24 protein-coding genes are annotated in these 23,836 nt (G+C 47.6%); 22 read left to right on the plus strand and 2 right to left on the minus strand.

Annotated elements, in window-relative coordinates:
- Nucleotides 1-15 precede the first annotated feature (15 nt).
- Complete coding sequence (locus tag AC3WT9_RS27405; RefSeq protein WP_341379996.1) at nt 16-975, minus strand: sensor histidine kinase; 960 nt, start codon at nt 973-975, stop codon at nt 16-18.
- Nucleotides 972-1,679: a response regulator transcription factor gene (locus AC3WT9_RS27410; protein WP_341379995.1), complete on the minus strand. Its 708-nt coding sequence runs from the start codon at nt 1,677-1,679 to the stop codon at nt 972-974. Before AC3WT9_RS27410 ends, AC3WT9_RS27405 begins: the two co-directional genes overlap by 4 nt.
- Before the next feature lie 168 nt (nt 1,680-1,847).
- On the opposite strand from AC3WT9_RS27410, the gene AC3WT9_RS27415 reads away from it, so the two are divergent.
- From AC3WT9_RS27415 to argB, 22 genes are all read left to right on the plus strand, one after another.
- Entirely contained in the window at nt 1,848-2,258 is a 411-nt protein-coding gene (locus tag AC3WT9_RS27415; RefSeq protein WP_076109633.1) for a TIGR03826 family flagellar region protein, read from the plus strand.
- Between the two features lie 103 nt (nt 2,259-2,361).
- Entirely contained in the window at nt 2,362-2,649 is a 288-nt protein-coding gene (flgM, locus tag AC3WT9_RS27420) for a flagellar biosynthesis anti-sigma factor FlgM (RefSeq protein ID WP_038597336.1), read from the plus strand.
- Between the two features lie 12 nt (nt 2,650-2,661).
- On the plus strand, nt 2,662-3,162 hold the full coding sequence (locus AC3WT9_RS27425) for a flagellar protein FlgN (RefSeq protein WP_341096769.1): 501 nt from the start codon (nt 2,662-2,664) through the stop codon (nt 3,160-3,162).
- A gap of 57 nt (nt 3,163-3,219) precedes the next feature.
- Nucleotides 3,220-4,815, plus strand: a complete 1,596-nt coding sequence (gene flgK, locus AC3WT9_RS27430) for a flagellar hook-associated protein FlgK (RefSeq protein WP_341379994.1) — start codon at nt 3,220-3,222, stop codon at nt 4,813-4,815.
- Between the two features lie 14 nt (nt 4,816-4,829).
- Nucleotides 4,830-5,747, plus strand: coding sequence for a flagellar hook-associated protein FlgL (flgL, locus tag AC3WT9_RS27435; protein WP_341379993.1), 918 nt, complete (start codon nt 4,830-4,832; stop codon nt 5,745-5,747).
- A gap of 15 nt (nt 5,748-5,762) precedes the next feature.
- On the plus strand, nt 5,763-6,329 hold the full coding sequence (locus AC3WT9_RS27440) for a DUF6470 family protein (protein WP_341379992.1): 567 nt from the start codon (nt 5,763-5,765) through the stop codon (nt 6,327-6,329).
- Nucleotides 6,330-6,412: 83 nt separating this feature from the next.
- Nucleotides 6,413-6,868, plus strand: a complete 456-nt coding sequence (gene fliW / locus AC3WT9_RS27445; RefSeq protein ID WP_492408285.1) for a flagellar assembly protein FliW — start codon at nt 6,413-6,415, stop codon at nt 6,866-6,868.
- A 1-nt stretch (nt 6,869) separates the two neighbouring features.
- Nucleotides 6,870-7,097: a carbon storage regulator CsrA gene (gene csrA, locus AC3WT9_RS27450; RefSeq protein ID WP_341380426.1), complete on the plus strand. Its 228-nt coding sequence runs from the start codon at nt 6,870-6,872 to the stop codon at nt 7,095-7,097.
- 277 nt (nt 7,098-7,374) lie between these two features.
- Nucleotides 7,375-8,583, plus strand: coding sequence for a flagellin N-terminal helical domain-containing protein (locus AC3WT9_RS27455; protein ID WP_341379990.1), 1,209 nt, complete (start codon nt 7,375-7,377; stop codon nt 8,581-8,583).
- A 139-nt stretch (nt 8,584-8,722) separates the two neighbouring features.
- Nucleotides 8,723-9,112: a flagellar protein FlaG gene (locus tag AC3WT9_RS27460; protein ID WP_341379989.1), complete on the plus strand. Its 390-nt coding sequence runs from the start codon at nt 8,723-8,725 to the stop codon at nt 9,110-9,112.
- A gap of 17 nt (nt 9,113-9,129) precedes the next feature.
- On the plus strand, nt 9,130-11,019 hold the full coding sequence (fliD, locus tag AC3WT9_RS27465; protein ID WP_341379988.1) for a flagellar filament capping protein FliD: 1,890 nt from the start codon (nt 9,130-9,132) through the stop codon (nt 11,017-11,019).
- 19 nt (nt 11,020-11,038) lie between these two features.
- Nucleotides 11,039-11,449: a flagellar export chaperone FliS gene (gene fliS / locus AC3WT9_RS27470; RefSeq protein ID WP_341379987.1), complete on the plus strand. Its 411-nt coding sequence runs from the start codon at nt 11,039-11,041 to the stop codon at nt 11,447-11,449.
- On the plus strand, nt 11,442-11,783 hold the full coding sequence (gene fliT, locus AC3WT9_RS27475) for a flagellar protein FliT (protein WP_341096755.1): 342 nt from the start codon (nt 11,442-11,444) through the stop codon (nt 11,781-11,783). The genes fliS and fliT overlap by 8 nt, the downstream gene beginning before the upstream one ends.
- A gap of 225 nt (nt 11,784-12,008) precedes the next feature.
- On the plus strand, nt 12,009-12,206 hold the full coding sequence (locus tag AC3WT9_RS27480; RefSeq protein WP_019915069.1) for a cold shock domain-containing protein: 198 nt from the start codon (nt 12,009-12,011) through the stop codon (nt 12,204-12,206).
- Nucleotides 12,207-12,498: 292 nt separating this feature from the next.
- Complete coding sequence (locus AC3WT9_RS27485; RefSeq protein WP_341379986.1) at nt 12,499-13,956, plus strand: S-layer homology domain-containing protein; 1,458 nt, start codon at nt 12,499-12,501, stop codon at nt 13,954-13,956.
- Nucleotides 13,957-14,140: 184 nt separating this feature from the next.
- A complete protein-coding gene (hpf, locus tag AC3WT9_RS27490; protein WP_341096753.1) occupies nt 14,141-14,692 on the plus strand; it encodes a ribosome hibernation-promoting factor, HPF/YfiA family in 552 nt (183 codons plus the stop codon).
- Nucleotides 14,693-15,049: 357 nt separating this feature from the next.
- Complete coding sequence (secA, locus tag AC3WT9_RS27495; RefSeq protein WP_341379985.1) at nt 15,050-17,557, plus strand: preprotein translocase subunit SecA; 2,508 nt, start codon at nt 15,050-15,052, stop codon at nt 17,555-17,557.
- Nucleotides 17,558-18,295: 738 nt separating this feature from the next.
- Nucleotides 18,296-19,409, plus strand: a protein-coding gene (gene prfB, locus AC3WT9_RS27500; RefSeq protein ID WP_341096750.1) for a peptide chain release factor 2 whose coding sequence is annotated in 2 segments (ribosomal slippage) — nt 18,296-18,367 and nt 18,369-19,409 — 1,113 coding nt in all. Because the reading frame shifts where the segments join, the coding sequence is not laid out codon by codon here.
- A 161-nt stretch (nt 19,410-19,570) separates the two neighbouring features.
- Nucleotides 19,571-20,455 carry a YitT family protein gene (locus AC3WT9_RS27505; protein ID WP_076109619.1) on the plus strand — a complete coding sequence of 295 codons (885 nt, stop codon included), beginning with the start codon at nt 19,571-19,573 and terminating at the stop codon, nt 20,453-20,455.
- Nucleotides 20,456-20,643: 188 nt separating this feature from the next.
- Nucleotides 20,644-21,699, plus strand: a complete 1,056-nt coding sequence (gene argC, locus AC3WT9_RS27510; RefSeq protein WP_076109618.1) for an N-acetyl-gamma-glutamyl-phosphate reductase — start codon at nt 20,644-20,646, stop codon at nt 21,697-21,699.
- A 21-nt stretch (nt 21,700-21,720) separates the two neighbouring features.
- Entirely contained in the window at nt 21,721-22,953 is a 1,233-nt protein-coding gene (argJ, locus tag AC3WT9_RS27515) for a bifunctional ornithine acetyltransferase/N-acetylglutamate synthase (RefSeq protein WP_341096748.1), read from the plus strand.
- Between the two features lie 40 nt (nt 22,954-22,993).
- Nucleotides 22,994-23,812, plus strand: coding sequence for an acetylglutamate kinase (argB, locus tag AC3WT9_RS27520; protein WP_341379983.1), 819 nt, complete (start codon nt 22,994-22,996; stop codon nt 23,810-23,812).
- Nucleotides 23,813-23,836: the final 24 nt, after the last annotated feature.

Below are 23,836 nucleotides of genomic sequence, written 5' to 3' on the forward strand. Positions count from 1 at the left end.
TTAATATTCCTACATTCAGCAAGAGGAAGCTTTAGGCAGCTGCAAAATAAAAGAGGTGCGTTCCCCTGGTATCGAAGCGGCATGGAGACTTCCCCCCTGCTTGAGCGCCAGCTGTCTGGCTATCGTGAGTCCCAAGCCGCTGCCGCTGCTGCCGGATGTGCGGGCAGGTTCAATGGTGTACATTCTTTCGAAAATAAGCTTCAAATTCCCCGGTGAAATCCCCGGTCCGTTATCCCAGATTTCAAGCGAAATGTGATCCTCGGTTTCGGTGAGCCGAGCCCCGATTATTCCGGAGGAAGCGCCGTGCCGCAAGCTGTTGGACAGCAAATTGCCTACGATGCGTTCCACAGCCATGCTATCACCAAGCGCATACAATCGTTTTTCTGGAATCTCCACAACAGGCTCCAGTGACAGGCTGAGAAAAGAAGGATAGAGGCCGACCAGCATTTCCTTGGTTAATCTGTTCATGTCTATGGGGACGTTTTGCAGGGGGAGATCCCCGGCTTCAATCTTCGCCAATTGAAAAAACTGATCCAGCAGCTCATACATCGAGCGGGATTTCTTATAAGCGATGTTCATGAATTGTTTCTGCTCCGCCCCGCTCAGATTCTCATCGGTTTGCAGTACCTCTAAGTAGCCCATCACAGAGGTCAAAGGGGTACGTAAGTCATGCGAGATATTCGATACCAGCCGTTTATGTGCGTCCTCTGCTTGCCTTGTACGGGATTCAGCATTTTGCAGACGATCCAGAAGACTGTTAATGCCGGAAGCTAACTTGCGAAGTATAGGGTTTTCGCTAAAGATCCGAACTCGCTCATTAGGCAGAGCCTGTCCGGGTTCGGTGAAGGTAGTCTTGTTCAGAAGAAACTCATGGACATGACTCAGTTCGCGATGAAGCCGCAGTAAGCGGAAGACAAGGACTATGGCCAACAGGACAGCAAGAATCAGGCTGATAGTAAGGACAAGAACCGTCATACTTCACCCCACTTGTAGCCCATTCCCCAGACTGTGATGATATGCCTTGGGAGGGAAGGGTCCTCTTCAATTTTGGAGCGCAATCTGCGGATGTGTACGGAAATGGTGTTTTCCGCACCCGTACCTGCATAATCTTCACCCCAGATTCGGGTATATAGATTTTCCCGGGTGAACACTTTTTTGGGATAAGAGGCCAGCAAATAGACGATTTGAAATTCCGTGGCCGTCAGACCGAGGGAGACACCGTTTTGCAGGACTGAGCACTGTTCGGGATCAATTAGTAGATCGCCGCAGGAGATGTGTGGATTGCTCTGTTCAAGGAGGGGATCGGCCGAAAAATCAATATACCGCCGGATAAGTGCCTTTGCACGGGCTATTAATTCAAAGATACTGAAAGGCTTAATAATATAGTCATCAGCTCCGCTGCCGAGACCGATGATTTTATCCGTTTCCCCGTCTTTGGCGGTCATAATCAGCACGGGCACGTAGCTGACCGCACGGATTCTTCGCAGCACCTCCAGTCCATCCATCCCTGGCAGCATCAGATCGAGCAGTACAAGCTGAAAAGGGCCGTTGCGCTCAAAAGCTGCCTTTGCCTCAAGGCCGTTCCCGATCCGCACGCATTCCATGCCTTCCTTATGAAAATATCGTTCGAGCAGCCCGGAAATTTCCTGATCATCTTCAATGACAAGAATACGAATCATGTGATTTCTCCTTTGATATGACCGTTTAGCATATTTTTTGCTATTATAATATAATTAAAGCGATTTTTTAGCCGATACTAATCATAGACGGAATTTCAGCTATCATGTAATCTAGAGCATAAGACGTGAATTCACAGTAAAGAATGTAAGAAGGGAGCCGCTGCCGAAATGAATTTAGACAATTGTCCAAAGTGCGGCCGGTTATATGTCAAAAATATCATGGACCTGTGCCAGCCCTGTCTCAAAGAGCTTGAACATCAATATGAAATCTGCGTAGAATATCTGCGCAAAAACAGAGGCACCAATATTCAGGAGCTGTCCGATGCTACGGAGATTCCGATCAAGGAAATCACCCGTTTTATTCGCGAAGGCCGAATTTCCATAGCAAATGCGCCTAATATGATGCTGCCGTGCGAAGTATGTGGAACCTTGATCCGCGAAGGGCATATGTGCGACAGCTGCCGCTCCCGTCTGACGAAAGATCTTGCAAATGCTGCTAAAGAAAGTGCCGCTGCAGAACCTGTTAAGAAGTCATCTGAGGGCGCCTACCGGGCAGTCGATAAGCTCCGCGGTATATAAATTCTGTAAAAAAACGTTTGCAGCTATAAAGAATGTTTCAACGTAGGCCGATAAACTTAGTAAAGATTATCGGTTTTTTTATATCAAAAGGAAGGTGGAAGTTATGAAAATTAACGAGACCGGACGAATTAATGCGATTAATCCGTATCAACGCAGTGCGGAATCGCAAAGGCAGGAACAAATGAAGAAGAGTACGCGTAAAGATGAGGTTTCTATTTCCGACGAAGCTATTAAGCTCTTGCAAGCCCAGAACAGCGGCAAGGTTGATGCAGAACGCGCACTTAAGATTGACAGCTTGAAGCAACAGGTCTCCGCAGGTACCTATGAAGTAGACGCAGCCAAACTCGCAGAGAAACTCGCCCCTTATTTTAAGCAATCCTCCGAGAATTAGGTGAACCCATCCATGGCATTGACGAAATTGCTTGAATTGCTTGAGCGGCTGGACGAAGTGCATCTTCAGATGCTGGATCTGGCCGCTGTCAAGAAACAGACGATTATGGACAACAAGGTGGATGGTCTTATTGACATCATGAACCGTGAGTCCAAATTAATGAAGCTGATTGGACAGCTTGAAGAGCAGCGCACGGAGGCTGCGTATGCCTTTTTGCAGCATGTGGGCATACGCTCCAATCTGAATCTGAATCTGACAGAGCTGTCCCGGCTTGTATTTGACCCAGAAGACAAATTACGGCTGCTGCAAATTCAGCAGAAGCTTTCAGACACAGTGCGTCGCTTGAAGAAAGCCAATGAGCTGAACCAGAAGCTGATTGAGCAGTCGCTTACCTTTATAGATTATTCCCTGGATTTGCTTGTCGGAAGACCGAACCAGGACTTTACCTATCATCATCCATCCGACAAGGGCAACAGCGCAGCACGGCCGGGCCTTTTTGACACCCGCGGATAGAATTGTATTTATTACTGGCTGTTTTGCCGGAGCAATCACAAGGGAGGACCAAGTAGCATGACATCGACATTTCATTCAATTGAGACCGCAAGACGAAGCCTTTTTACGCAGACTGCTGCGCTCAATACAACCGGACACAACATTGCCAATGCAAATACGGAAGGCTATACCCGCCAGCGCGTGAATATGAAAGCAGCTTCACCTATTGAGGCGTATGGACTCACTAATTCTACCGTTCCCGGCCAGCTGGGTACCGGTGTAGAATTCACCTCCATCGAACGGATCCGGGAGATGTTTCTGGATGACCAGTACCGTGGAGAAAGTGCCGCCAGCGGCAACTGGACCATCCAATCGGATACTCTCGATAAGCTGGAAGCTATTGTGAATGAACCTTCAGATACAGGCATCCGGACCGTACTCGATAACTTCTGGAAGTCCTGGTCAGATCTGAGCAAGAATCCAGAGGACCCAACGGCCCGTAAGATTGTAGTGCAGACCACACAATCGCTCACTGATGCAATCAATTATATGAGCACACAATTAAATAATCTTGACCGTGATCTTACCTCCAATATTGATGTAAAGGGGAAGGAAATTCAAACCTACCTCAGTTCTATCGTCGACCTTAACCAATCCATTGCCAAGATTGAAGGCATGGGGGATCAAGCCAATGATCTGCGGGATCAACGTGACCTGTTGACGGACAAGCTCTCCAAGATTGCTAATATTACGGTGGTAGATACGGACGCCGGATATAACATCTCATTGGGGGGACGGAATCTTGTGCAGGGAGCAGCGCTTAGCGCAACGGTAGACAGCGCGTTCCTTAATGCTGCTTATGACTCTGGAGATCTGAAGGCTGGAGAAGCTTACGGGATGATATTTTCCAACAGAACTTATGTCACGGATTACAAGAAACAGCTTGATACCTTGGCTAATACGATTGCTAACGGAGAGGTGCAGGTTACTATTCCGGCAGGCTCTACTGTTCCCGCAGGAACTACTGTACTCAAAGACTCAGAAATCATAAATGTGGACGGGACAAAGACCCCGCTGCTTGCAGGTGCTGCAATTCCTATTCCTCTAACTGGTGATCTAAAGACTACTGTTAAGGGCCTGAACGGCTTGCATCAGTTAGGATTTGGTATGGATGGCAGCTCAGGCCGCGCATTCTTTACCCCTGCTGTCGCAGGTGAAGCTATCACTGCCGGCAATATTCGTTTGAATCCGGAGATTGCAGCCGACCCAAGCCTATTTGCTACTTCGATGCGTGCAACTACTGATACCGCTGGCAAGGTTTCAGTGATCAAAGGCAATAATACCTTGGCCCTGATGTTCAGCAATCTCAAAGATAACAATACATTTACTACAGCAAGCGGCTCTACAACAGGCACTGTCGGGTCCTACCTCAGCTCTATGGTCGGTCAGCTTGGTATCCAATCACAAGAGGCTGCCCGCCAGGCGAGCAATTCGGACTTTCTGGTCGAGCAAGTGAATTCCCGCCGTCAGTCTGTAAGCGGAGTATCACTGGATGAAGAAATGTCGAATATGCTGGTATTCCAGCATGCTTACAGCGCTGCTGCTCGCTTTATGACAACTTTTGATGAAATGCTCGATAAATTGATTAATTCTACCGGCACCGTCGGCAGATAGAGGAGGAAGAGCATATGTTGAGGGTAACCTCCAATATGATGAATTCACAGCTGCTGCTTAACTTGAACCGCAATGCGCGTACAATGAACGATACACAGCTGCAGCTGGCCACTGGGCGGAAGATCAACAAGCCCTCCGACGACCCTGTAGGGATTACATATTCCTTGCGTTACCGTGCGGAGCTTTCGTCAAATGAACAATATACCAAGAACGTAGACAGTGCAGTCTCTTGGCTGGATTATAATGATACAGTGTTAGGACAGGCTGGGGAGGTTGTTCAAAAGTTACGGGAGTTGACGGTGCAAGCATCGACGGGCAGTAATCCGCAGTCTGCTTTAGACAGTATAAATAAGGAAGTCCTGCAGCTTCAAGAACAGCTTGTGGATATTTCAAACAGTACATTGAACGGTAAGTATATTTTTAACGGTGAGAAGTATAATACTAAGCCTTATGATTTCACCAAAAACGCCGATGGTACCTATAATACTACTCAGGCTGTAATAACAGATCCTGGTCAAATTCAGTATATCGTAGGTGAAGGTGTACAGATGCCTATTAATTTGACCGGAAATGAGGTGTTCGGAGATACTGCTGATCCCGACAATCTCTTTAAGACTATTAATGATATTTCAGCGGCATTGAGCTCCGGAAATTATTCTGCAGTCTCAGCACAACTTACTAATCTCGACACACGAATGGAGACTATCTTAGCGGCCCGCTCTGAAATAGGGGCCAAAACCAATCGTGTTGAATTAATGCAGGATCGCCTGAGTGACCTTAATGTGAATCTTACGGATCTGCAAGCCAAGACAGAGGATGCTGACTACGAGGGACTGATCATGCAGTCTAAGATTCAGGAGAACATCTATAATGCTTCACTATCCGTGGGTGCGAAGATTATCTCTACTTCTCTGGTTGATTTCATAAGATAGTGGAGGTGATCTCTGATGATCCAACCTGTCGTACAAATACGCCAGTCTCCTGCTGTTATGAACATAGATGCAGATCCAGGTACATTCTCTATAAGACAGCCCAAGGCTGATCTGAGCATAACGACTACTCCAGGAGAACTTACCGTTCACTCCACTCGTCCAGAGCTAACCGTAGATCAATCAAAAGCATGGGCAGCGTATAACGGTGGTAAAATGCTGGAAATGAATAAACGTATCTATTCCGGTATTGAGCAGTTGTATTTACAAGGAATTGCCAGACGGGTAGAGCAGGGAAATCGGATGGCCGAATTTTTCAAGCCAGGGAATACAATTAGTGAAGTGTATGGAACGGATACTTTGCCGAACTCCTTTCCTGAGATGCGTGGTCCTGCATCCTATGACAATGTGGACATTCATATTCAAACGCAGGCGCCGCAGCTTAGTTACCGGCCTGCACAGGTGGATGTGGAGATCGAAAGGAATGCTCCTGAGATTGAGTTCACCCGTGGCAAGCTGGATATTTATATGCAGAGTTATGGCTCTTTACAATTTATTCCGCCAGAAATCAATGTTCAAGGGTAGCTTCCAAGCTATAGACGTGCCTTACAGCGCCTCTATAGCTTTTCTGCTTTATATTTTTATACAACTTAATTTATACTTTAGGAGTGAATAACTTGATTATAGAAACGTTGTCTTGGGGTAGACTTGAAGTGAGTGAAGAACAGATCTACCATTTTCCCAAAGGGCTGCCGGGTTTCGATGAGGAAACAAAGTTCGCCTTAATAGCTATGGAGGAAGCGCCGTTCTGGTATTTACAGTCGTTGAGCGATCAAGGATTATCTTTTCTTCTGGGTGATCCGTTTGCTTTTTATCCGACCTATGAATTCGAGTTACCTGATGAGGAGGCGGAAGAACTGGCAATTGGTTCAGATGTTGTTGTCCGCTGTATTATTACGCTTAAGGAGCAAACGGAGCAGTCCACCCTTAATTTGCTTGCTCCAGTTGTACTGAATCCATCGGAGAGACTTGGCAAACAAGTGGTCCTGCATAGAAGCCCTTATCATACCAAACATAGTCTGCTTCAGGATCAATCAGTAATTGACGGAAAGGATGGTGGATGAAATGCTGGTATTGTCCCGTAAAAAAGGCGAGTCCATCGTCATACAGGATCACATTGAGCTGACCGTACTGAGTGTGGAGGGAGATACCGTAAAGATTGGCATCTCGGCTCCGAAGCATGTCGATATTTTTCGTAAAGAGGTATATTTGTCTATTCAGGAAGCCAACCGTGAATCGGCGGCCCCGCAGCAGTCCGATCTTCAAGCATTAATTCATAAGCTTCGCGGTTGATTTCATCTAAAAGGGGCACTTTCTTTGGGTATTGTCGCAGTTGACAACACCATTCCACCAAAGAAAGGAGCCTTTTTTTGTTTATTAATAAGGTTACTTTCGAAATGAGTGATAAATTATAAAAAAATATTGAAAAACTTTCTGTTTGCTCTACATAGTTTGCCTGGGGTTGTCGATATATAATTTAGACGCTGATCCTGCAGGGCGGCCGACCTTAATGGTTCGGCGTTTACCACATGGATGTGGAACTAACTTAATTTCAGGGAGGAAATATCAAATGATTATCAACCACAATATCGCGGCGATGAACACTCACCGTCAACTGACTTCTAACACAGCCAACACTAACAAAAATATCGAGAAATTGTCTTCCGGTCTTCGTATCAACCGTGCCGGTGACGATGCTGCCGGTCTGGCAATCTCCGAAAAAATGCGTGGTCAAATCCGCGGTTTGGATATGGCTTCCAAGAACTCACAAGATGCCATCTCTTTGATTCAAACTGCTGAAGGTGCATTGAACGAATCCCACAGCATCCTGCAACGTATGCGTGAGTTGTCTGTTCAATCCGCCAATGATACCAATACAGATGCTGACCGTAAAGAACTTCAATCCGAAGTTAAACAATTGGTTACTGAATTGGACCGTATCGGTAACACTACTGAGTTCAATACCAAGAAGTTGTTGGATGGTTCTGCCAAAGGCGTAACTGAAGCAGTAGCAGGTACTGCTAAAGTTAACAATAACTCCGGTGTAAAGATTGACCCAGCTCAGATAGCTAATTTGAATACAACCGCTGGTACGGCTGCTACTAAGTCTAAGGTTGACGGTGCTTACATGATCGTAAGAACTGGAACAAATGGCGCAGCTGGGGCATTTGATGCTACTGATTACAAACTTATTGGACCAAATGGTAGTGAAATAACAACTGCTGCTACTAACATTACAATTACAGATACTGCAGTTACATTTGGATCGGATATTCTTACTGGTGCTGGTGGATCTTTAGCTGTTACTAGTATGAACGCTATGAAAGTCGGAGAAAGTATGACTTTTGTATTTGGTAAAGATGAGCCCGCTAGTGCTGAATTGAAAGACTCCATCATGACCCAAATTGGTGCGAATGCTGGTCAAACCGCATTTATTTCCGTGGGAGATATGCGTGCAGAAGCTCTTGGCGTAAAAGACATTAATATTTCCTCTAAATTCGGTGCAGCTACTGCAATCGAAACCGTTCAAAACGCTATGCAAAAAGTTTCTTCCCAACGTAGTAGCCTGGGTGCTATGCAAAACCGTCTGGAACACACCATCAACAACTTGGGTGCGGCTTCCGAGAACTTGAGTGCTGCTGAATCCCGTATTCGTGACGTTGACATGGCTAAAGAAATGATGCAACAAACGAAGAACAACATCCTTGCTCAAGCTTCACAGGCTATGTTGGCACAAGCTAACCAACAGCCACAAGGTGTTCTGCAATTGCTTCGTTAATTTCTTCTCGTTTGACCAAAGCTCCGGGGACTCCCGGAGCTTTTTTTCTTTTTTTTGCTTGACAGGGATCAAATCCTAAATTATCCCTAAATGAAACCGATATATACTATATAAATGAGCGTCGCTGGAGGTCAGGATAATGAATGTACAGTTTTCACTTAGTGCCAGTTCTACAATAAGCAAGCCTAACGGCACAGAGAGCAATCACAGCACAGAGCCGACATCACAGGTGAAACCACTCTCCCCAATTCAAGATACAAAGGAGATGAGTTTGAGAGAGAAGCAAGGCGTGAACGTATCTGTGGCCGAAGAACAGCTTATTCGAACCATTGAGCGAGCAGTGAAATCTCTACAAGGCCCTCAGACCATGCTGGAGATCAGCATCCACGAGAAGACGCATGATATTATGGTCAAGGTACTTAATAAAGATACCGGTGAGTTAATTCGTGAAGTTCCCCCAGAGAAAACACTGGATCTCGTTGCTAAAATGATGGAAATCGCAGGAATACTTGTAGACGAGAAAGTCTAACACTTGGAGGTGCTGATTTGGTTACAAGAATCAATGGATTTTCTGGCATGGATATTGACAGTATGGTCAAGAGTATGATGGCAGCTAAACGGGTGCCACTGGATAAGCTCAATCAGGATAAGCAAGTATTACAGTGGACTAGAGAAGGATACCGTGAGCTGAACAGTGTGCTGTATGATTTTCGTACAAATAAACTGAACGATAAATATAAAAAATCCGACTCCTTAAATGCGAATAAAGCCGTGACCACAGGGAATACAACTGCAGTGAAAGCCGAAGCTACGGCAACGGCAAATGGAGTTGATATGAAGGTAAGTGTAAGTAAGCTTGCTACCAAAACTACTCTTCAGACCCCCGGCTTAGGTCAAGGTGTACCCAGTTCAACTTCACTGGCACAGCTTGACGGTGTAGCTTTGTCAGAGCTCTCTGAAGAAGAAGAGGCTGCATATCTCAAGAAAGGCTTCGACATTACCATTAATGGGGTGAGTTTCAAGGATAGCGCGGGTAATTCTCTGTTTAATGGTCTCACATCTATCTCTTCCCTGGTGGCAGCGATAAACACCAATACAAAGGCTAATGCTGTTGCAAGTTATGATGAGATTACAGGAAAGCTGTCGATTGCATCTAAGGTTGGTGGCGCAGATGGGACGATTAAAGTTGAAACCCCAGCTGGAAGCAATTCATTATTGGCACTTTTTTCAAAGAAAACAGTAGTGGAGACTAACGGAGCTGGTGCAGGCGTCACAGATGACAAAACACTGGCTGACTTGCAGAAGATGTTGGATGGGAAAGACCCTGCTCCGGATGCTCCAGCGAAGTATTATGATTTTATTATTAACGGGAATCAGTTTGTATTTACTGCTTCGACCTCAATAGCAACAGTAGTGTCAACGATTAATACAAGACCAGGTGCTAATGTGACGGCAAGCTTTGCAGATGGTAAATTAACGATTACCGGTAACTCTGGTGGAGAAGTGAAGATGGATGGAGCCTCCTACGAATTTTTAGGTCTATTCAAAGGAGCCGTACCTTTTGCTGAAGGCCCAGAGCCCATCAAAGAGGTTATCAAGGGTGAAAATGGGATAGTCACGATTAATGGTGAAGTTATTAATAACGTTACTAGCAACGTTTTCACTATCAATGGGGTTCAGCTAACATTATTGGATGTGACCAAGGATAGCAATGGAACGGACATTCCAGCGAATGTTAAAACTCAAAGTGATCCGGATAAAGCTCTGGAATCCATCAAGGGTTTCATGGATGACTACAATGCCTTAATAAAAGCACTTAATACCAAAGTTAATGAAACTAGGTATCGTGACTTTAAACCACTGTCAGATGAGCAGAAAAAGGAAATGAAAGAAAACGATATTGACAGCTGGACAGTAAAAGCCAAAAGCGGTTTATTCAAAAATAACGATATTATCACAAGTCTTCTATCAAAAATGAGAGAAGCGATTACTGAGAAACTTGGAAGCCTTAATGCAATTGGTATAACTACAGGGAATTATATGGAGAACGGTAAGCTGGTCATAGCGGATGAGACGAAGCTGAAAAATGCGATAAGCGCCAATCCTCAACTTGCGCTCGATCTTTTTCAAGGTCCCGCCAATGCTCCAGAAAAAGGTATCTTCAACAAATTAACGAATAGCATTACCGGCACCTTAGATATGATCACTGAGCGGGCAGGTACCAATAAATTTTCCATGGACTTAAATAGTACATTTAAAGAGGAAAGTGTTATTGGGAAACAACTTAAAGGTTACAATAATCGGATTTATATTATGCAGAAAAATCTTCAAATGGTAGAAAATCGTTACTATAAGCAATTCTCAGCAATGGAAAGCGCAATGAACAAGCTGACGACACAGTCCTCCAGCCTAATGTCCAGCTTGGGACTATCTTAAAATAAAGGGTGAGACTATCTTGCTTAAATCTCCTTATGAGAAATACCGACAATCCTCTATCCAAACTTCCACGCCTGCACAGTTAGTTGTAATGCTGTATGACGGTGCAATTCGTTTCGTGAGAACGGCAATGGATGGGCTGAGCAAGCACGATTTGGAGAAAACTAATCTTAACCTCGGCAAAGCTCAGACCATTGTCAGTGAGCTGATGAGTACCCTTGACTATACCTATGAAATATCGAAAAACTTATACTCTATGTATGAATATACTAATTTCCTGCTGGTCGAAGCCAATATTCGTAAAGACATGACTAAGGCAGAAGAAGCGCTGGGTTACTTAACTGAACTGCGGGAAACCTGGCTTCAGGCTTCAAAGATCGCAGCAGGTCAGGGGCCAGAGCCGCTATCTACGGAAAGTGCTAATGGATAAGGACAAGCTTATTGCAGAATTGCAGCAATTGACGCAGAATATGATGGGGCGGTTATATGAAGCTGAATTTGAAGACTTGGAGTCTTTCGTGGAAGAACGGCAGAAGCTGATTGATGACATCATCCGACAGTTCTCGTCGATTCCTGCATCGGCGGCGCAAAAAGTCGAAATCGAACGAATCCTGCAGCACGATCCGGAAATCACTGCCCGCATGAACGCCCTTCGCCTGGAGGCTCAGGATTGGCTTTATAAGCGTAATCAAGCTAAGCAGCAGCGCAATGCCTACGAGGCCGGATACACCCCGGACAGCTTTCTGATGGACCGGAAAAAATAATAATTTCCTAATGATTCATCTCAGGAGCAGGCGGGTATTAAATAGCGTCTGCTCCTTTTTTGATGAAAATATCACAAATATGACGACTTTATATTAAATTTAGGGATGGTAATTTATTGAAAGAAAACATTTACTATTCCAATTGACAATAAAGAAGCAGCGGTGGTATAGTCGACTTGTGAGCAAGACTCACGTTCATCTGATGACGAAGGGAATGTTTAATCAATGGAAGGTAAAGTTAAATGGTTTAACGCAGAAAAAGGTTATGGCTTCATCGAAACTGCCGATGGTGGCGACGTATTTGTACACTTCTCCGCGATTCAAACTGACGGTTTCAAGACTTTGGATGAAGGACAATCCGTAGAGTTTGATATCGTAGAAGGCGCACGCGGACCACAAGCAGCTAACGTCATCAAATTATAATCATCCGGCGCAGCCGACCTACATATATGGTAGATGGTTAGCAATTGAGACTACGCTAGCGCGGACCTTGGGACTACTCCCGGGGTCCTTTTTTGTTGTACATCAGAGGGTGGATTTATATAGATTACCAATTGAATGTTATGTTCAACCAGTTTCTGGGTAATGTAAACCGTTGGGCTAATTATATGACTCGACACAATTTACTTACTTAGGCGTATGCTTCCGGGAGGATGTGGAAGAAGCGATGAGTGAAGCCTATGCCCATCAAACACTCAGGAGGATGAACAGCTGAATGAAGAAAACATGGCGTGGATTTATGACCGTACTACTTGGAGTTAGCATGTTGTTCGGGGCTCTGGGCAGTGTTTCTGCCGCTTCTGTGCCAAAGGATATTAAGGGACACTGGGCACAAAGCCAACTGCAGAACTGGCTGGACAAAGGATATTTGGGTGGATACCCTGATGGTACGGTTAAGCCCAATAAGGTGATTACCCGGGGCGAATACGTTGCTTTTGTAAACCGTCTCTTTGGATTTACGGATACGGCTGCTATCAGCTTCAAGGATCTTAATAAATCCAACTGGGCTTACAATGAAGTAGCGAAAGCTGTAAAAGCCGGATATATCGCCGGGTTTAGCGACAAAACCTTTCGCCCATTAAGCCCGCTGACAAGACAGGAAGCAGCGGCGATTACTGCCAGATTACTTAGTCTGAACACAGGCAGTACTACTCTTGGATTCAAGGATAGTACCCAGATTTCTGTGTGGGCACGGGGATCCGTTGCTGCGGTAGCCAATAAGAAGATTATCAACGGGTATACAGACGGAACCTTTGGCCCTAAGAAATCGCTGACAAGAGCCGAAGCGGTTACCATCATCGGAAATTCGGTAGCTAACCGGCCGGGTGGCTCTGGTGGTACTGTAACACCTACACCTACGCCTACAACAGCACCAACCGCGACACCTGCACCTTCGGCAACACCTGCACCAACACCAATTCCAACTAGCGGTACAGGCGGAGGCAGCGGTGGTGGAGGAGGCAATGGCGTTGGTGGTGGCATCACTGTTCCATCCGTAAGTGGTGTAACCTACGGCCATGTTGGTGTTGTTACAGCTGATGTGTATCTTACACCTTCAGTGACTGGTGCTGTCTATTATGTTGTGGCCCCTTACAGCAGTACAGTATCGGCGCCGAGCGCGTTGCAGATAAGAGACGGGTTGACCAGTGCCGGAACAGCTGGTGTCAATAGCGGGAAGACTGCAGCAACAGGCAATACAACTGTATCCTTCTCTGTCTATGGCTTGCAGGCGGGTACGGAGTATGCAGCTTATGTAACGCTTGCTGATTCCTACGGAAACTGGTCAGAAGTATCGACACTGCGCTTAACCACTGCTGCAGGCAGTGCAACGTCTATTACTGCTGTTAAGCCAGGAGAGATAGGCACAGTTACAGCAGATGTTTATGTTACCTACGGGCAAGCAAGCGGGACTGCCGCACCGGTAAGATATGTGGTGTTGCCGGCTAATGCAGCTGATCCGAGTGCAGCCCAGATTGCCCAGGGAAAAGATAGCACTGGAACTGTGTTGTCAGCTCCTTGGACGGGGGTAATCACTCCTGCACCTGCTCCTGGAGTAAGACAGACGCTGGGGTTAACCGGCCTGACTGCGAATACCGGCTACAAGGTGTATCTCATTACCGGTAGTGGAAACACATGGTCACCGGTGGAGATCCTGCGCATTCATACTAAATAAGTAGTAGTGACTGACTTTGGTCCGGAAGAGGGTGGTGATACAATTGCCCCTTCCGGACCAATTGTGTATTTTTGGGGAAATCATAGCATCATATGTTAGCTAAATGTAAAGGCTGTCATGATTTGTTTTTTACTTAGCGCTGACAATTTGGTATAATGAAAATGTAAACAAAGGAGGAGTGCCCATGCAATTCAGCATTCGAGGTCAACAAATTGAAGTGACCGACGCTTTGAGAGAATATGTTGATAAGAAGCTCAGCAGACTTGAGAAGTATTTCGATGCACCCCCTACCTCAGAAGGATATGTGACGCTTGGCGTTGTCCGCGGCCTTCATACGGTGGAGGTAACCATTCCACTGGCAGGTGTGACGCTTCGTGCCGAGGACCGCAGTGATGACATGTACGCTTCCATTGATGCTGTTGTGGACAAGCTGGAACGCCAAATCCGCAAGCACAAGACCAAACTTAATCGCAAGTTCCGCCAGGAAGGAAGCCTGAAGACGCTGTTTGTAGAAGGAGCCCCTGGTGCTGTTGCTGTAGAGGAACAGGATTATGATGATTTGGAGGTTGTGCGTAACAAGCGGTTTACCTTGAAGCCTATGGATGTCGAGGAAGCGATCCTGCAAATGAACATGGTTGGACATAATTTCTTTGTGTTCTCCAACATCGACACTTCTGAAGTGAGTGTTGTTTACAAACGAAATGATGGAAAGTATGGCCTGATTGAACAGAACTAGATTCTGAAAATCAACAAGGCAATAGCTGAGGCTGCGTTATTCGTCTCAGTCTGACGTAGAAAATTAACCGAGCCCCTATTCGTGTGAATCGAATAGGGCTCTTGTGCGTATATAAACGGAGACAGAAAAAAGGGCAACATTGCCCTCCAAAGGTACAGCGGCATTTCAGCGAAAATATGAAGATAAAACGCGACTGAACTTTTTTTTGTAAAATAAGGTTGCGGCCTGCTCGTATTGCGGCATCTCTTACAAACTGTTACAATTTATGAAGCAGCGGAATCGAAATAATATATGGCCCTTTCAATTTTGTGGGATGGGCTCGATTCCACCATCTGTGTTGCATGAAAGGGGTTAACCATGCTAGGACTTGTAAAGAAAATATTCGGCGACACCAATGAACGGGATGTCAAACGTCTAATGAAGACGGTCGAAGTAATTAATGGACTGGAGCCGGATTTTGTGGCGCTTTCGGATGAAGCGCTCAAAGCTAAGACTGAAGAATTCCGCGCCCGTATTGAGAAGGGCGAAACCTTGGAAGAGATTCTTCCCGAGGCCTTTGCAACCGTACGCGAAGCTTCCAAACGGACGCTGGGCATGCGGCATTTTGACGTACAGCTGGTTGGGGGAATGGCGCTGCATGAAGGCCGGATCTCCGAGATGAAGACAGGTGAAGGTAAGACACTGGTAGGAACGCTGCCGGTATATTTGAATGCATTGCTGGGTAAAGGCGTGCATGTTGTAACCGTAAATGACTATCTCGCTCAGCGCGACAGTGCGCAAATGGCACAAATCTATAACTTCCTGGGCTTGACCGTCGGGGTGAACCTGAACGGTATGGACCATGCTGATAAACAAAACGCTTATGCCTGCGACATTACGTATGGCACGAACAATGAATTCGGCTTCGACTACCTGCGTGACAACATGGTGCTCTACAAGGAGCAAATGGTACAACGCCCGCTATACTTCTGTATTATTGATGAGGTTGACTCCATCTTGATTGATGAAGCCCGTACCCCTCTTATTATTTCCGGACAGGCTGAGAAATCGACAGAGTTGTATTACGCAGCAGACCGTTTCGTGAAGAAGCTGACTGCTGAAGAGGACTACACGATTGATATTAAAGTGAAGTCCGTGGCTTTGACCGAGAAGGGTGTCGCTACGGCTGAACGTGCTTTTGGCATTGAGAATCTATATGACCATGCCCATGTAACCTTGAACCATCATATCGTACAAGCTCTCAAAGCTAATGCTATTATGCGCCGCGATGTGGATTATGTAGTAAATGATGATGAGGTTGTTATTGTCGATGAATTCACGGGCCGTCTGATGGCAGGACGCCGTTATAGTGACGGACTGCATCAAGCGATTGAAGCCAAGGAAGAGATTGAGGTACAGAATGAGAGCATGACGCTCGCTACAATTACGTTCCAGAACTACTTCCGGATGTACCGCAAGCTGGGTGGTATGACAGGTACTGCGAAGACGGAAGAAGAGGAATTCAAGAAGATCTACGGGCTGGAAGTTCTCCAGGTGCCGACCAATAAACCTAACAAACGTGATGATATGCCAGACGTCGTGTACAAGAGCGAAAACGGCAAATTCAACGCTGTAGTAGCGGAGATTGTAGAGCGCCACAAAAAGAACCAGCCGGTACTGGTAGGTACAGTATCCATCGAAAATTCCGAACGCGTATCTGAAATGCTGAAACGTAAGGGTGTTAGACACCAGGTACTGAATGCCAAGCATCACGAGGCGGAAGCAGAAATTATCTCTCATGCCGGACAACCGGGAACAGTAACTATCGCTACGAATATGGCTGGCCGTGGTACGGATATTGTACTGGGTGAAGGTGTGACCGATCTTGGTGGCCTGCATATTATTGGTACGGAGCGGCATGAATCCCGGCGGATTGATAATCAGCTGCGTGGACGCGCGGGACGTCAAGGCGACCCGGGCTCAACTCAATTTTATCTGTCGCTTGGCGATGAGCTGATGAAACGCTTCGGAGCGGACAATGTCCTGAATATGATGGACCGTCTCGGATTCGAAGAAGATCAGCCGATTGAGAGCCGTATGATTACCCGTGCAGTGGAATCTGCCCAGAAGCGGGTAGAAGGCAACAACTTTGATATCCGTAAGGTCGTATTGCAATATGATGACGTAATGAATCAGCAGCGTGAGATTATCTACAAACAACGCCGCGAAATTCTGGAGTCTGATAACATTAAAGATATCGTAGTAGAAATGATCAAACCGGTCATTGACCGTGTGGTTAACGCCCACTGCAGTGATGATATTCCGGAAAACTGGGAGCTTCAAGAGGTTGCTGATTATGTAAACAGCAAACTGTTGGAAGAAGGCGTTTTGACACGTGACGATCTCTGGGGCAAGGAAGTTGAAGAGATCATTGAGTACATCTTCACCCGTGTGCTGGAGAAATATGCAGCCCGTGAAGAACGTCTGGGTGCCGAACTGGTACGCGAATTCGAGAAGGTTATCGTACTCCGTTCCGTAGACAGCAAATGGATGGATCATATTGATGCGATGGATCAGCTTCGTCAAGGGATTCACCTGCGCGCTTACGGCGGTACCGATCCGCTTCGCGAATATCAATTCGAAGGCTTTGAAATGTTCAATGCCATGACCGCCAGCATTCAGGAAGAAGTAGCAACCTACATTATGAAGGCGCACATTGAGACGAATCAGGAACGCCAGTCGGTAGTGGAAGAGGACAAAATCTCCACAAATGCCGAGCCTGCCGAGAAACGTCCGGTGCATGTAGAGTCTGCGATTGGCCGCAACGACCCTTGCCCTTGCGGAAGCGGCAAGAAGTATAAGAACTGCCACGGACAGAACGCGTAAGACATTTGGATGATTTTCTGATGTTCGGTCTTCCGGTACAATAGTGAGAAGATCTGAAGCTGCGAATGTTTTTTACCAAGTGCGCTTTAGGTCTTGTCCATTGCTTCAAAGGTTATAATGACAATAAAAAGCGGCTGGGCCCGGGGGACTCCCCCCGTTTTGCGGCCCGGCCGCTTTTTTGGACTTTGGGATCTTTTGGTGACCAAGAAGCGGACCACGCGGAATTGTTCTTGAGAACCTAGCCATGAAGGTGAGAGTAACGGAGGGGAAGTTTGGAACTGTAGGAGCGATAGCGTCCGCCTTTATATTTGGATTTCTACCGTGACTATATAAATTGAACTTAAATACTTGAGATAAGGAAAAGGAGCAATGGAGGGGGATTTTGGAACTGGAGGAGCGGTAGTGTCCGCCTTTGTCTTCGGATTTCTACCGCTAATAGCGGATAAAATCAAGAAATCTGAAGACAACAGCGGCCGGAAGTCCAAATATTCACCGTAGTTGCGACTGATCCTGTACTCTAAAACCTTAAGTTCAATCTATATAGCGGTTTAAATCAGGAAATCCAAACATAACAGCGGCCGGAAGTCCAAACATTCCACGCAGTTACGGGCATCACCGAATAATACGCTTTGTTCTGAAGAACAATTCCGCCAGCGAAGCGCGTTGGTCTCTAGAAACGCCTAAGTCCAATCAGCCGCCCGGCGCAACCACTTATTTTTGAAAGGTGAAGTGAACCATATGATCGATGCTAACGTGAAGCAAGACCTGCGTGAAATAGGCAAGAAACTAACCAACCTTAGGGGGTCTCTTTGACTTAGATCTGAAGCAGGAGATGATCGCAAACTTTGAGGAGAAAATGGCTGCTCCCGGATTTTGGGATGACCCCGAGAAGGCGCAAGGTGTGATCGCCGAGATGAACGCGGTAAAGTCTAGCGTGGATCAGTATGAGAGGCTGCAGCAGGATTATGAAGATGCCGCAATGATGGCTGAGCTTGCCGATGAAGAAGGCGACGACGCCCTGGCAGCAGAGATTGCCGGAACCATTCGCAGTGTGGGCAGCAAAGTCGATGAGTTCGAGCTTCAACTTTTGCTGAACCAGCCGTATGACAAGCTGAATGCAATTCTGGAGCTGCACCCGGGTGCTGGCGGAACGGAATCCCAGGATTGGGGCCAGATGCTGCTGCGGATGTATACGCGGTGGGCGGAAAAACACGGATTTAAAGTAGAGGTGCTCGATTATCTGCCGGGTGATGAAGCAGGGATTAAGAGTGTTACACTGCTGATCAAGGGTTTTAATGCCTATGGCTATTTAAAGACTGAAAAAGGGGTCCACCGGCTGGTGCGCATATCACCGTTCGACTCTTCCGGAAGACGTCATACTTCTTTTGTCTCCTGCGATGTCGTTCCGGAAATAGCCGATGATGTAGAGGTGGATATTCGTACAGAGGATCTGAAGATCGATACGTACCGGGCCAGCGGCGCAGGCGGTCAGCATATCAATACGACCGACTCAGCTGTGCGGATTACTCACTTGCCAACAGGTGTGGTGGTAACCTGCCAGAACGAGCGCTCGCAGATCAAAAACCGGGAACAGGCAATGAAAATGCTCCGTTCCAAGCTGTATGAGCGCAAATTACAGGAACAACAGCAGCATTTGGATGAGATCCGCGGCGAGCAATCTGAAATTGCCTGGGGAAGCCAGATTCGCTCTTATGTATTCCATCCCTATAGCATGGTAAAGGATCACCGCACTTCCGTGGAAACCGGAAATGTCGGAGCGGTCATGGACGGCGATTTGGATCTGTTCATTGACGGGTACTTGCGGAGCCAAATCAAAACAGAGGTTGAATAAGCGGAACTGTATTCCTACGCGTCTTCGGAGGTGTAGGAATTTTTGTGATGTAAGAATGAAATGCCTGTAATTCCCGCAAAGTAGTTGAAACGCTCTGGAACAACAACTTGACTTGGCGGCGATATATAAGCAAGATCACATCTTAAGGAGAAAAGGCATACATGCAAAAAATCAATTCACGCAACAAACCCCCGTTGATCCCGCTGAACGGGCCGCTGCGCCATACCGTAGATATTGTGCTCATCCTGGTCGGGTCGCTGATTACCGCGCTTGCTTTTAATCTGTTTTTCTTGCCGAACCAGATTGCATCCGGCGGGGTATCGGGATTGTCCGTACTTGCCGAAGCCTGGTTTCATGCGGAGCCGGCATTTACGCAGTGGGCGCTGAATATCCCGCTGTTTGTGCTGGGGATCATCTTTCTCGGCAAGCAATATGGAATCCGCTCCTTGCTGGGGAGCTTTGTGCTGCCGCTGTTTATTTTCCTGACCAAAGATGGGCCTGTTCCTACAACAAACCCGCTGCTGGCTTCCATCTATGGTGGTATCGGCGTGGGTCTCGGTCTGGGTCTGGTTTTCCGCGGGCGCGGTTCGACAGGTGGTTTGACCATTCTGGCGCAGATTATCCAGAAGATCACCGGGTTCAGCTTCTCACTCTCCGTTGTGCTGCTGGACGGCACGGTCATTACGCTGGCTGCTTTTGTACTGGGGATGGAGCAGGCGATGTACGCATTGATCGGTCTGTTCGTTACAGGCAAAGTAATCAACGCACTGGAGGTAGGCTTTAGTACGACCAAGGTTGCGTATATTATTTCAGACCAGACGGAAGAGATATCGCAGGCGATCTTAAATGACCTGGACCGTGGTCTGACCAAGCTGAAGGCTGAGGGCGGATACACCGGCGACAATCGTACGGTGCTCATGGCAGTTGTCGGGCAGAATGAGATTACGAGGCTGAAGGCCATTGTCCGCTCGGTCGATCCGGGGGCGTTTGTCATTATAACGGAGGCTCATGAAGTATTGGGCGAAGGTTTTAAAAGAGAAGCATAGATTTTTCCTTAGGGGGAAGCTAAACGCTTCTCTTTTTTCTTAGTTATCGGGTCACGGGCTGCGGTTGAAATTCTAAAAATGCTTTTGAACAAAGTTGACGTTATGTGTTGTATTTATATTAATTCGGACGTATAATAATACATATTTGCAGGACGGTATTCATTCAATTTATGAAGCAGGAAGTGGGGATGACAGTGGAAGGCAAGCTGAGAGCGGCAATTGTCGGATCAACGGGTTATGGAGGCGTGGAGCTGATTAGGCTGCTGCAGAACCACCCTGATATAGAGGTTACTTCAGTGATCTCCTCATCGAGTGCGGGCGAGCCCATTGAGAATGGATTCCCCCACTTAACGGGAATTATCCAGCGCAATCTGGATGGTGTAGACCCGGCAGAGATCGCCGGAAGGGCAGATGTTGTGTTCACGGCTACGCCGTCGGGAGTCAGTGCGAAGCTGGTGCCGCAATTGCTGGAGGCAGGACTGAAGGTCGTCGATTTATCGGGTGACTTCCGGCTGAAAGACGGTGCGGAGTATGAGCAGTGGTATAAGCATCCGGCTCCCCCTCAAGCTTACCTGGAGCAGGCGGTCTACGGCTTATGTGAGGTATTCGGGGAACGTGCCGCCGGCGTGGATTTTATCTCTAATCCGGGCTGTTATCCTACGGCAACACTGCTGGGGCTGATTCCGGCACTGAAGGCAGGCTGGATTAAGCATGACAGTATCATTATTGATGCAAAATCGGGAGTTTCCGGGGCAGGGCGCGGAACGAGTCTGATGGTCCATTTTGCCGAGATCAATGAGAATCTCAAAGCCTATAAAATCAACAAACACCAGCATATCCCGGAAATTGAGCAGGTGCTCACGGAGATTGCCGGAGAGAAGGTAACCGTAACGTTCACCACGCATCTGGTTCCGATGAACCGGGGGATTATGAGTACGATGTATGCCGGGATGAACGGAAATTATAGCGAGCAGGATTTTGTGGAATTATACCGTGAGTATTATGAAGGCAGACCGTTTGTCCGTGTCCGCGGGGCTGGCGTGGTTCCGGCGACGAAAGAAGTCAGCGGCTCCAACTACTGCGATATCGGGTTTGCCACAGATGCCCGTACAGGCCGGGTTACCATAGTGTCCGTGATTGACAACATCGTTAAGGGCGCAGCAGGGCAAGCGATTCAGAACCTGAATTTGATGATGGGATGGGAGGAAACCCGTGGCCTTGGCTACACGCCTGTGTATCCGTAAGGTTCAGCGGTCAAACATACAATGAATGAGAGTAAAGCTTATACCGTCGTGGAAGGCGGAAGTATAACTGCACCGAGGGGATTTACCTCTGGAGGGCTGCACTGCGGCCTCAAAAAAACCGACCGTAATGACCTTGCGGCCATCCTTTGCGAGGTGCCTGCCACGGCTGCTGCTGTCTATACGACCAATATATTTCAGGCTGCTCCGCTGAAGGTGACACGGGAAAGTCTGGCGAACGGGGTGTTGCAGGCGGTAATCGTAAACAGCGGAAACGCCAATGCCTGCACTGGTGAACAGGGAGAAGCCGATGCCTACGAAATGCGCGCCGCCGCTGCACGTCATCTCGGTGTGAATGAGCTGGATGTTGCAGTTGCTTCTACCGGGGTAATCGGTGAGCTGCTGAAGATGGATTGTGTACGCAGCGGGATTGCCGGACTTCCGGAGAAGCTGGATGGGGGAGCGGGTGGTGCGGAGGAATTCTGCCAGGCTATTTTGACTACCGATCTGGTGAAAAAAGAATGCTGCGTAAAGGTACAGGTCGGCGGCGAGGAAGTTACAATTGCCGGAGCGGCTAAAGGTTCGGGAATGATTCATCCCAATATGGCCACGATGCTGGGCTTCATGACCACGGATGCGGCCATTGACGGGGAAGCTCTGCTAAACCTGCTGCGCACGGCTACCAATTCAACGTTTAATATGATCACGGTAGATGGAGATACGAGTACCAATGATATGCTGGTAGCGATGGCCAGCGGTCTGGCCGGGAACGAGAAGCTGACGCGGCAACATCCCGATTGGGAAGCTTTTGCTGCTGCGTTTATACATGTCTGCAAGACGTTGGCCAAGGCAATTGCCCGTGACGGCGAAGGTGCAACAAAGCTTATTGAGGTGCAGATCAGCGGGGCAGTCCATGATGAGGCTGCAGGTGCGATTGCCAAAACGGTGGTCGGCTCCAGTCTCGTCAAATCGGCGATATTCGGTGCGGATGCCAACTGGGGACGAATCATTGCTGCGGTGGGACGCGCGGGAGTGCCTGTATCACCGGAGCGTGTAGACATATCGCTGGGTGAGATTGAGGTGCTGAAGCAGTCGCGTCCGGTTGCTTTTGATGAAGAGAAGGCACTTCACTATTTGCAAAAAAGCGATACGATATTGATTACCGTAGCTTTATCTGATGGGGACGGTTCGGCTACAGCCTGGGGCTGTGATCTCACTTATGATTATGTGCGGATCAATGCGGCCTACCGTACCTGACCAACCTGTTGCATAAGTCCATGGGAAGGATACCGATACTATGACCGAAGAACGTATAGAGAAGAATAGGGCCGGCGGGCTGTTCGTGATGAAATGCGGCGGCAGTACGCTGGCGGCATTGCCTGACTCTTTTTTTGAGGATTTAAGAGAGTTGCAGAGCAGCGGTGTGAAGCCTGTTATCGTGCACGGCGGCGGCCCGGCGATCTCCGGAAATTTGGCGAAGCTGGGTATTGAGAGCCGTTTCGTGAACGGCCTGCGGGTGACGACCGAGGAAGTGCTGGATGTGGTGGAGATGACCTTGGCCGGGAGTATCAACAAGGCGATTGTCCGAAGAATTCAGGGCAGCGGCGGGCAGGCACTTGGCCTATCTGGTGTCGACGGCAATCTCATCATGGCGGGGCCGGTAGCGAACAGCGATGAAGTGGGCCAGGTCGGTGAAGTAACCGGGGTCAAAGCTGAGATCATCAAGGGTATTCTTGATTTGGGTTATATTCCTGTAATTGCTCCTATCGGTGTGGATGCAGCAGGCCAGCGCTACAATATTAATGCGGATACAGCAGCTGGAGCGGTGGCTTCTTTTGTAGAGTCGCCCAAAATGATTGTAGTAACGGATGTTCCCGGCATTATGCGTACAGTGGAAGGACAGAAGATTGTGCTTCCATCGGTGACGGTGGCGCAAATTGAAGAATTGATCGAAAGCGGCGAAATCTACGGCGGGATGATTCCTAAAGTGAGGGCCGCGATTGACTGCATTCAGGGCAGTGTGTCGGAGGTCGTTATTGTGGACGGCAAGGAGCCGAAAGTACTCAGCCGGGTGCTGCAGGGCGAAGAGTTAGGAACGAAGATTATCTCTTCCTAACAGAAATTGATAGAATGCAAGAGA

Source organism: Paenibacillus sp. EB106-06-01-XG199 (genome assembly GCF_058791575.1).

What these genes read in the sequence shown, in the direction of transcription:
- AC3WT9_RS27405 (WP_341379996.1), bottom strand. Translation starts at nt 975, where the DNA reads ATGACGGTTCTTGTCCTTACTATCAGCCTGATTCTTGCTGTCCTGTTG.
- AC3WT9_RS27410 (WP_341379995.1), bottom strand. Translation starts at nt 1,679, where the DNA reads ATGATTCGTATTCTTGTCATTGAAGATGATCAGGAAATTTCCGGGCTG.
- AC3WT9_RS27415 (WP_076109633.1), top strand. Translation starts at nt 1,848, where the DNA reads ATGAATTTAGACAATTGTCCAAAGTGCGGCCGGTTATATGTCAAAAAT.
- flgM (WP_038597336.1), top strand. Translation starts at nt 2,362, where the DNA reads ATGAAAATTAACGAGACCGGACGAATTAATGCGATTAATCCGTATCAA.
- AC3WT9_RS27425 (WP_341096769.1), top strand. Translation starts at nt 2,662, where the DNA reads ATGGCATTGACGAAATTGCTTGAATTGCTTGAGCGGCTGGACGAAGTG.
- flgK (WP_341379994.1), top strand. Translation starts at nt 3,220, where the DNA reads ATGACATCGACATTTCATTCAATTGAGACCGCAAGACGAAGCCTTTTT.
- flgL (WP_341379993.1), top strand. Translation starts at nt 4,830, where the DNA reads ATGTTGAGGGTAACCTCCAATATGATGAATTCACAGCTGCTGCTTAAC.
- AC3WT9_RS27440 (WP_341379992.1), top strand. Translation starts at nt 5,763, where the DNA reads ATGATCCAACCTGTCGTACAAATACGCCAGTCTCCTGCTGTTATGAAC.
- csrA (WP_341380426.1), top strand. Translation starts at nt 6,870, where the DNA reads ATGCTGGTATTGTCCCGTAAAAAAGGCGAGTCCATCGTCATACAGGAT.
- AC3WT9_RS27455 (WP_341379990.1), top strand. Translation starts at nt 7,375, where the DNA reads ATGATTATCAACCACAATATCGCGGCGATGAACACTCACCGTCAACTG.
- AC3WT9_RS27460 (WP_341379989.1), top strand. Translation starts at nt 8,723, where the DNA reads ATGAATGTACAGTTTTCACTTAGTGCCAGTTCTACAATAAGCAAGCCT.
- fliT (WP_341096755.1), top strand. Translation starts at nt 11,442, where the DNA reads ATGGATAAGGACAAGCTTATTGCAGAATTGCAGCAATTGACGCAGAAT.
- AC3WT9_RS27480 (WP_019915069.1), top strand. Translation starts at nt 12,009, where the DNA reads ATGGAAGGTAAAGTTAAATGGTTTAACGCAGAAAAAGGTTATGGCTTC.
- AC3WT9_RS27485 (WP_341379986.1), top strand. Translation starts at nt 12,499, where the DNA reads ATGAAGAAAACATGGCGTGGATTTATGACCGTACTACTTGGAGTTAGC.
- hpf (WP_341096753.1), top strand. Translation starts at nt 14,141, where the DNA reads ATGCAATTCAGCATTCGAGGTCAACAAATTGAAGTGACCGACGCTTTG.
- secA (WP_341379985.1), top strand. Translation starts at nt 15,050, where the DNA reads ATGCTAGGACTTGTAAAGAAAATATTCGGCGACACCAATGAACGGGAT.
- AC3WT9_RS27505 (WP_076109619.1), top strand. Translation starts at nt 19,571, where the DNA reads ATGCAAAAAATCAATTCACGCAACAAACCCCCGTTGATCCCGCTGAAC.
- argC (WP_076109618.1), top strand. Translation starts at nt 20,644, where the DNA reads ATGACAGTGGAAGGCAAGCTGAGAGCGGCAATTGTCGGATCAACGGGT.
- argJ (WP_341096748.1), top strand. Translation starts at nt 21,721, where the DNA reads ATGAATGAGAGTAAAGCTTATACCGTCGTGGAAGGCGGAAGTATAACT.
- argB (WP_341379983.1), top strand. Translation starts at nt 22,994, where the DNA reads ATGACCGAAGAACGTATAGAGAAGAATAGGGCCGGCGGGCTGTTCGTG.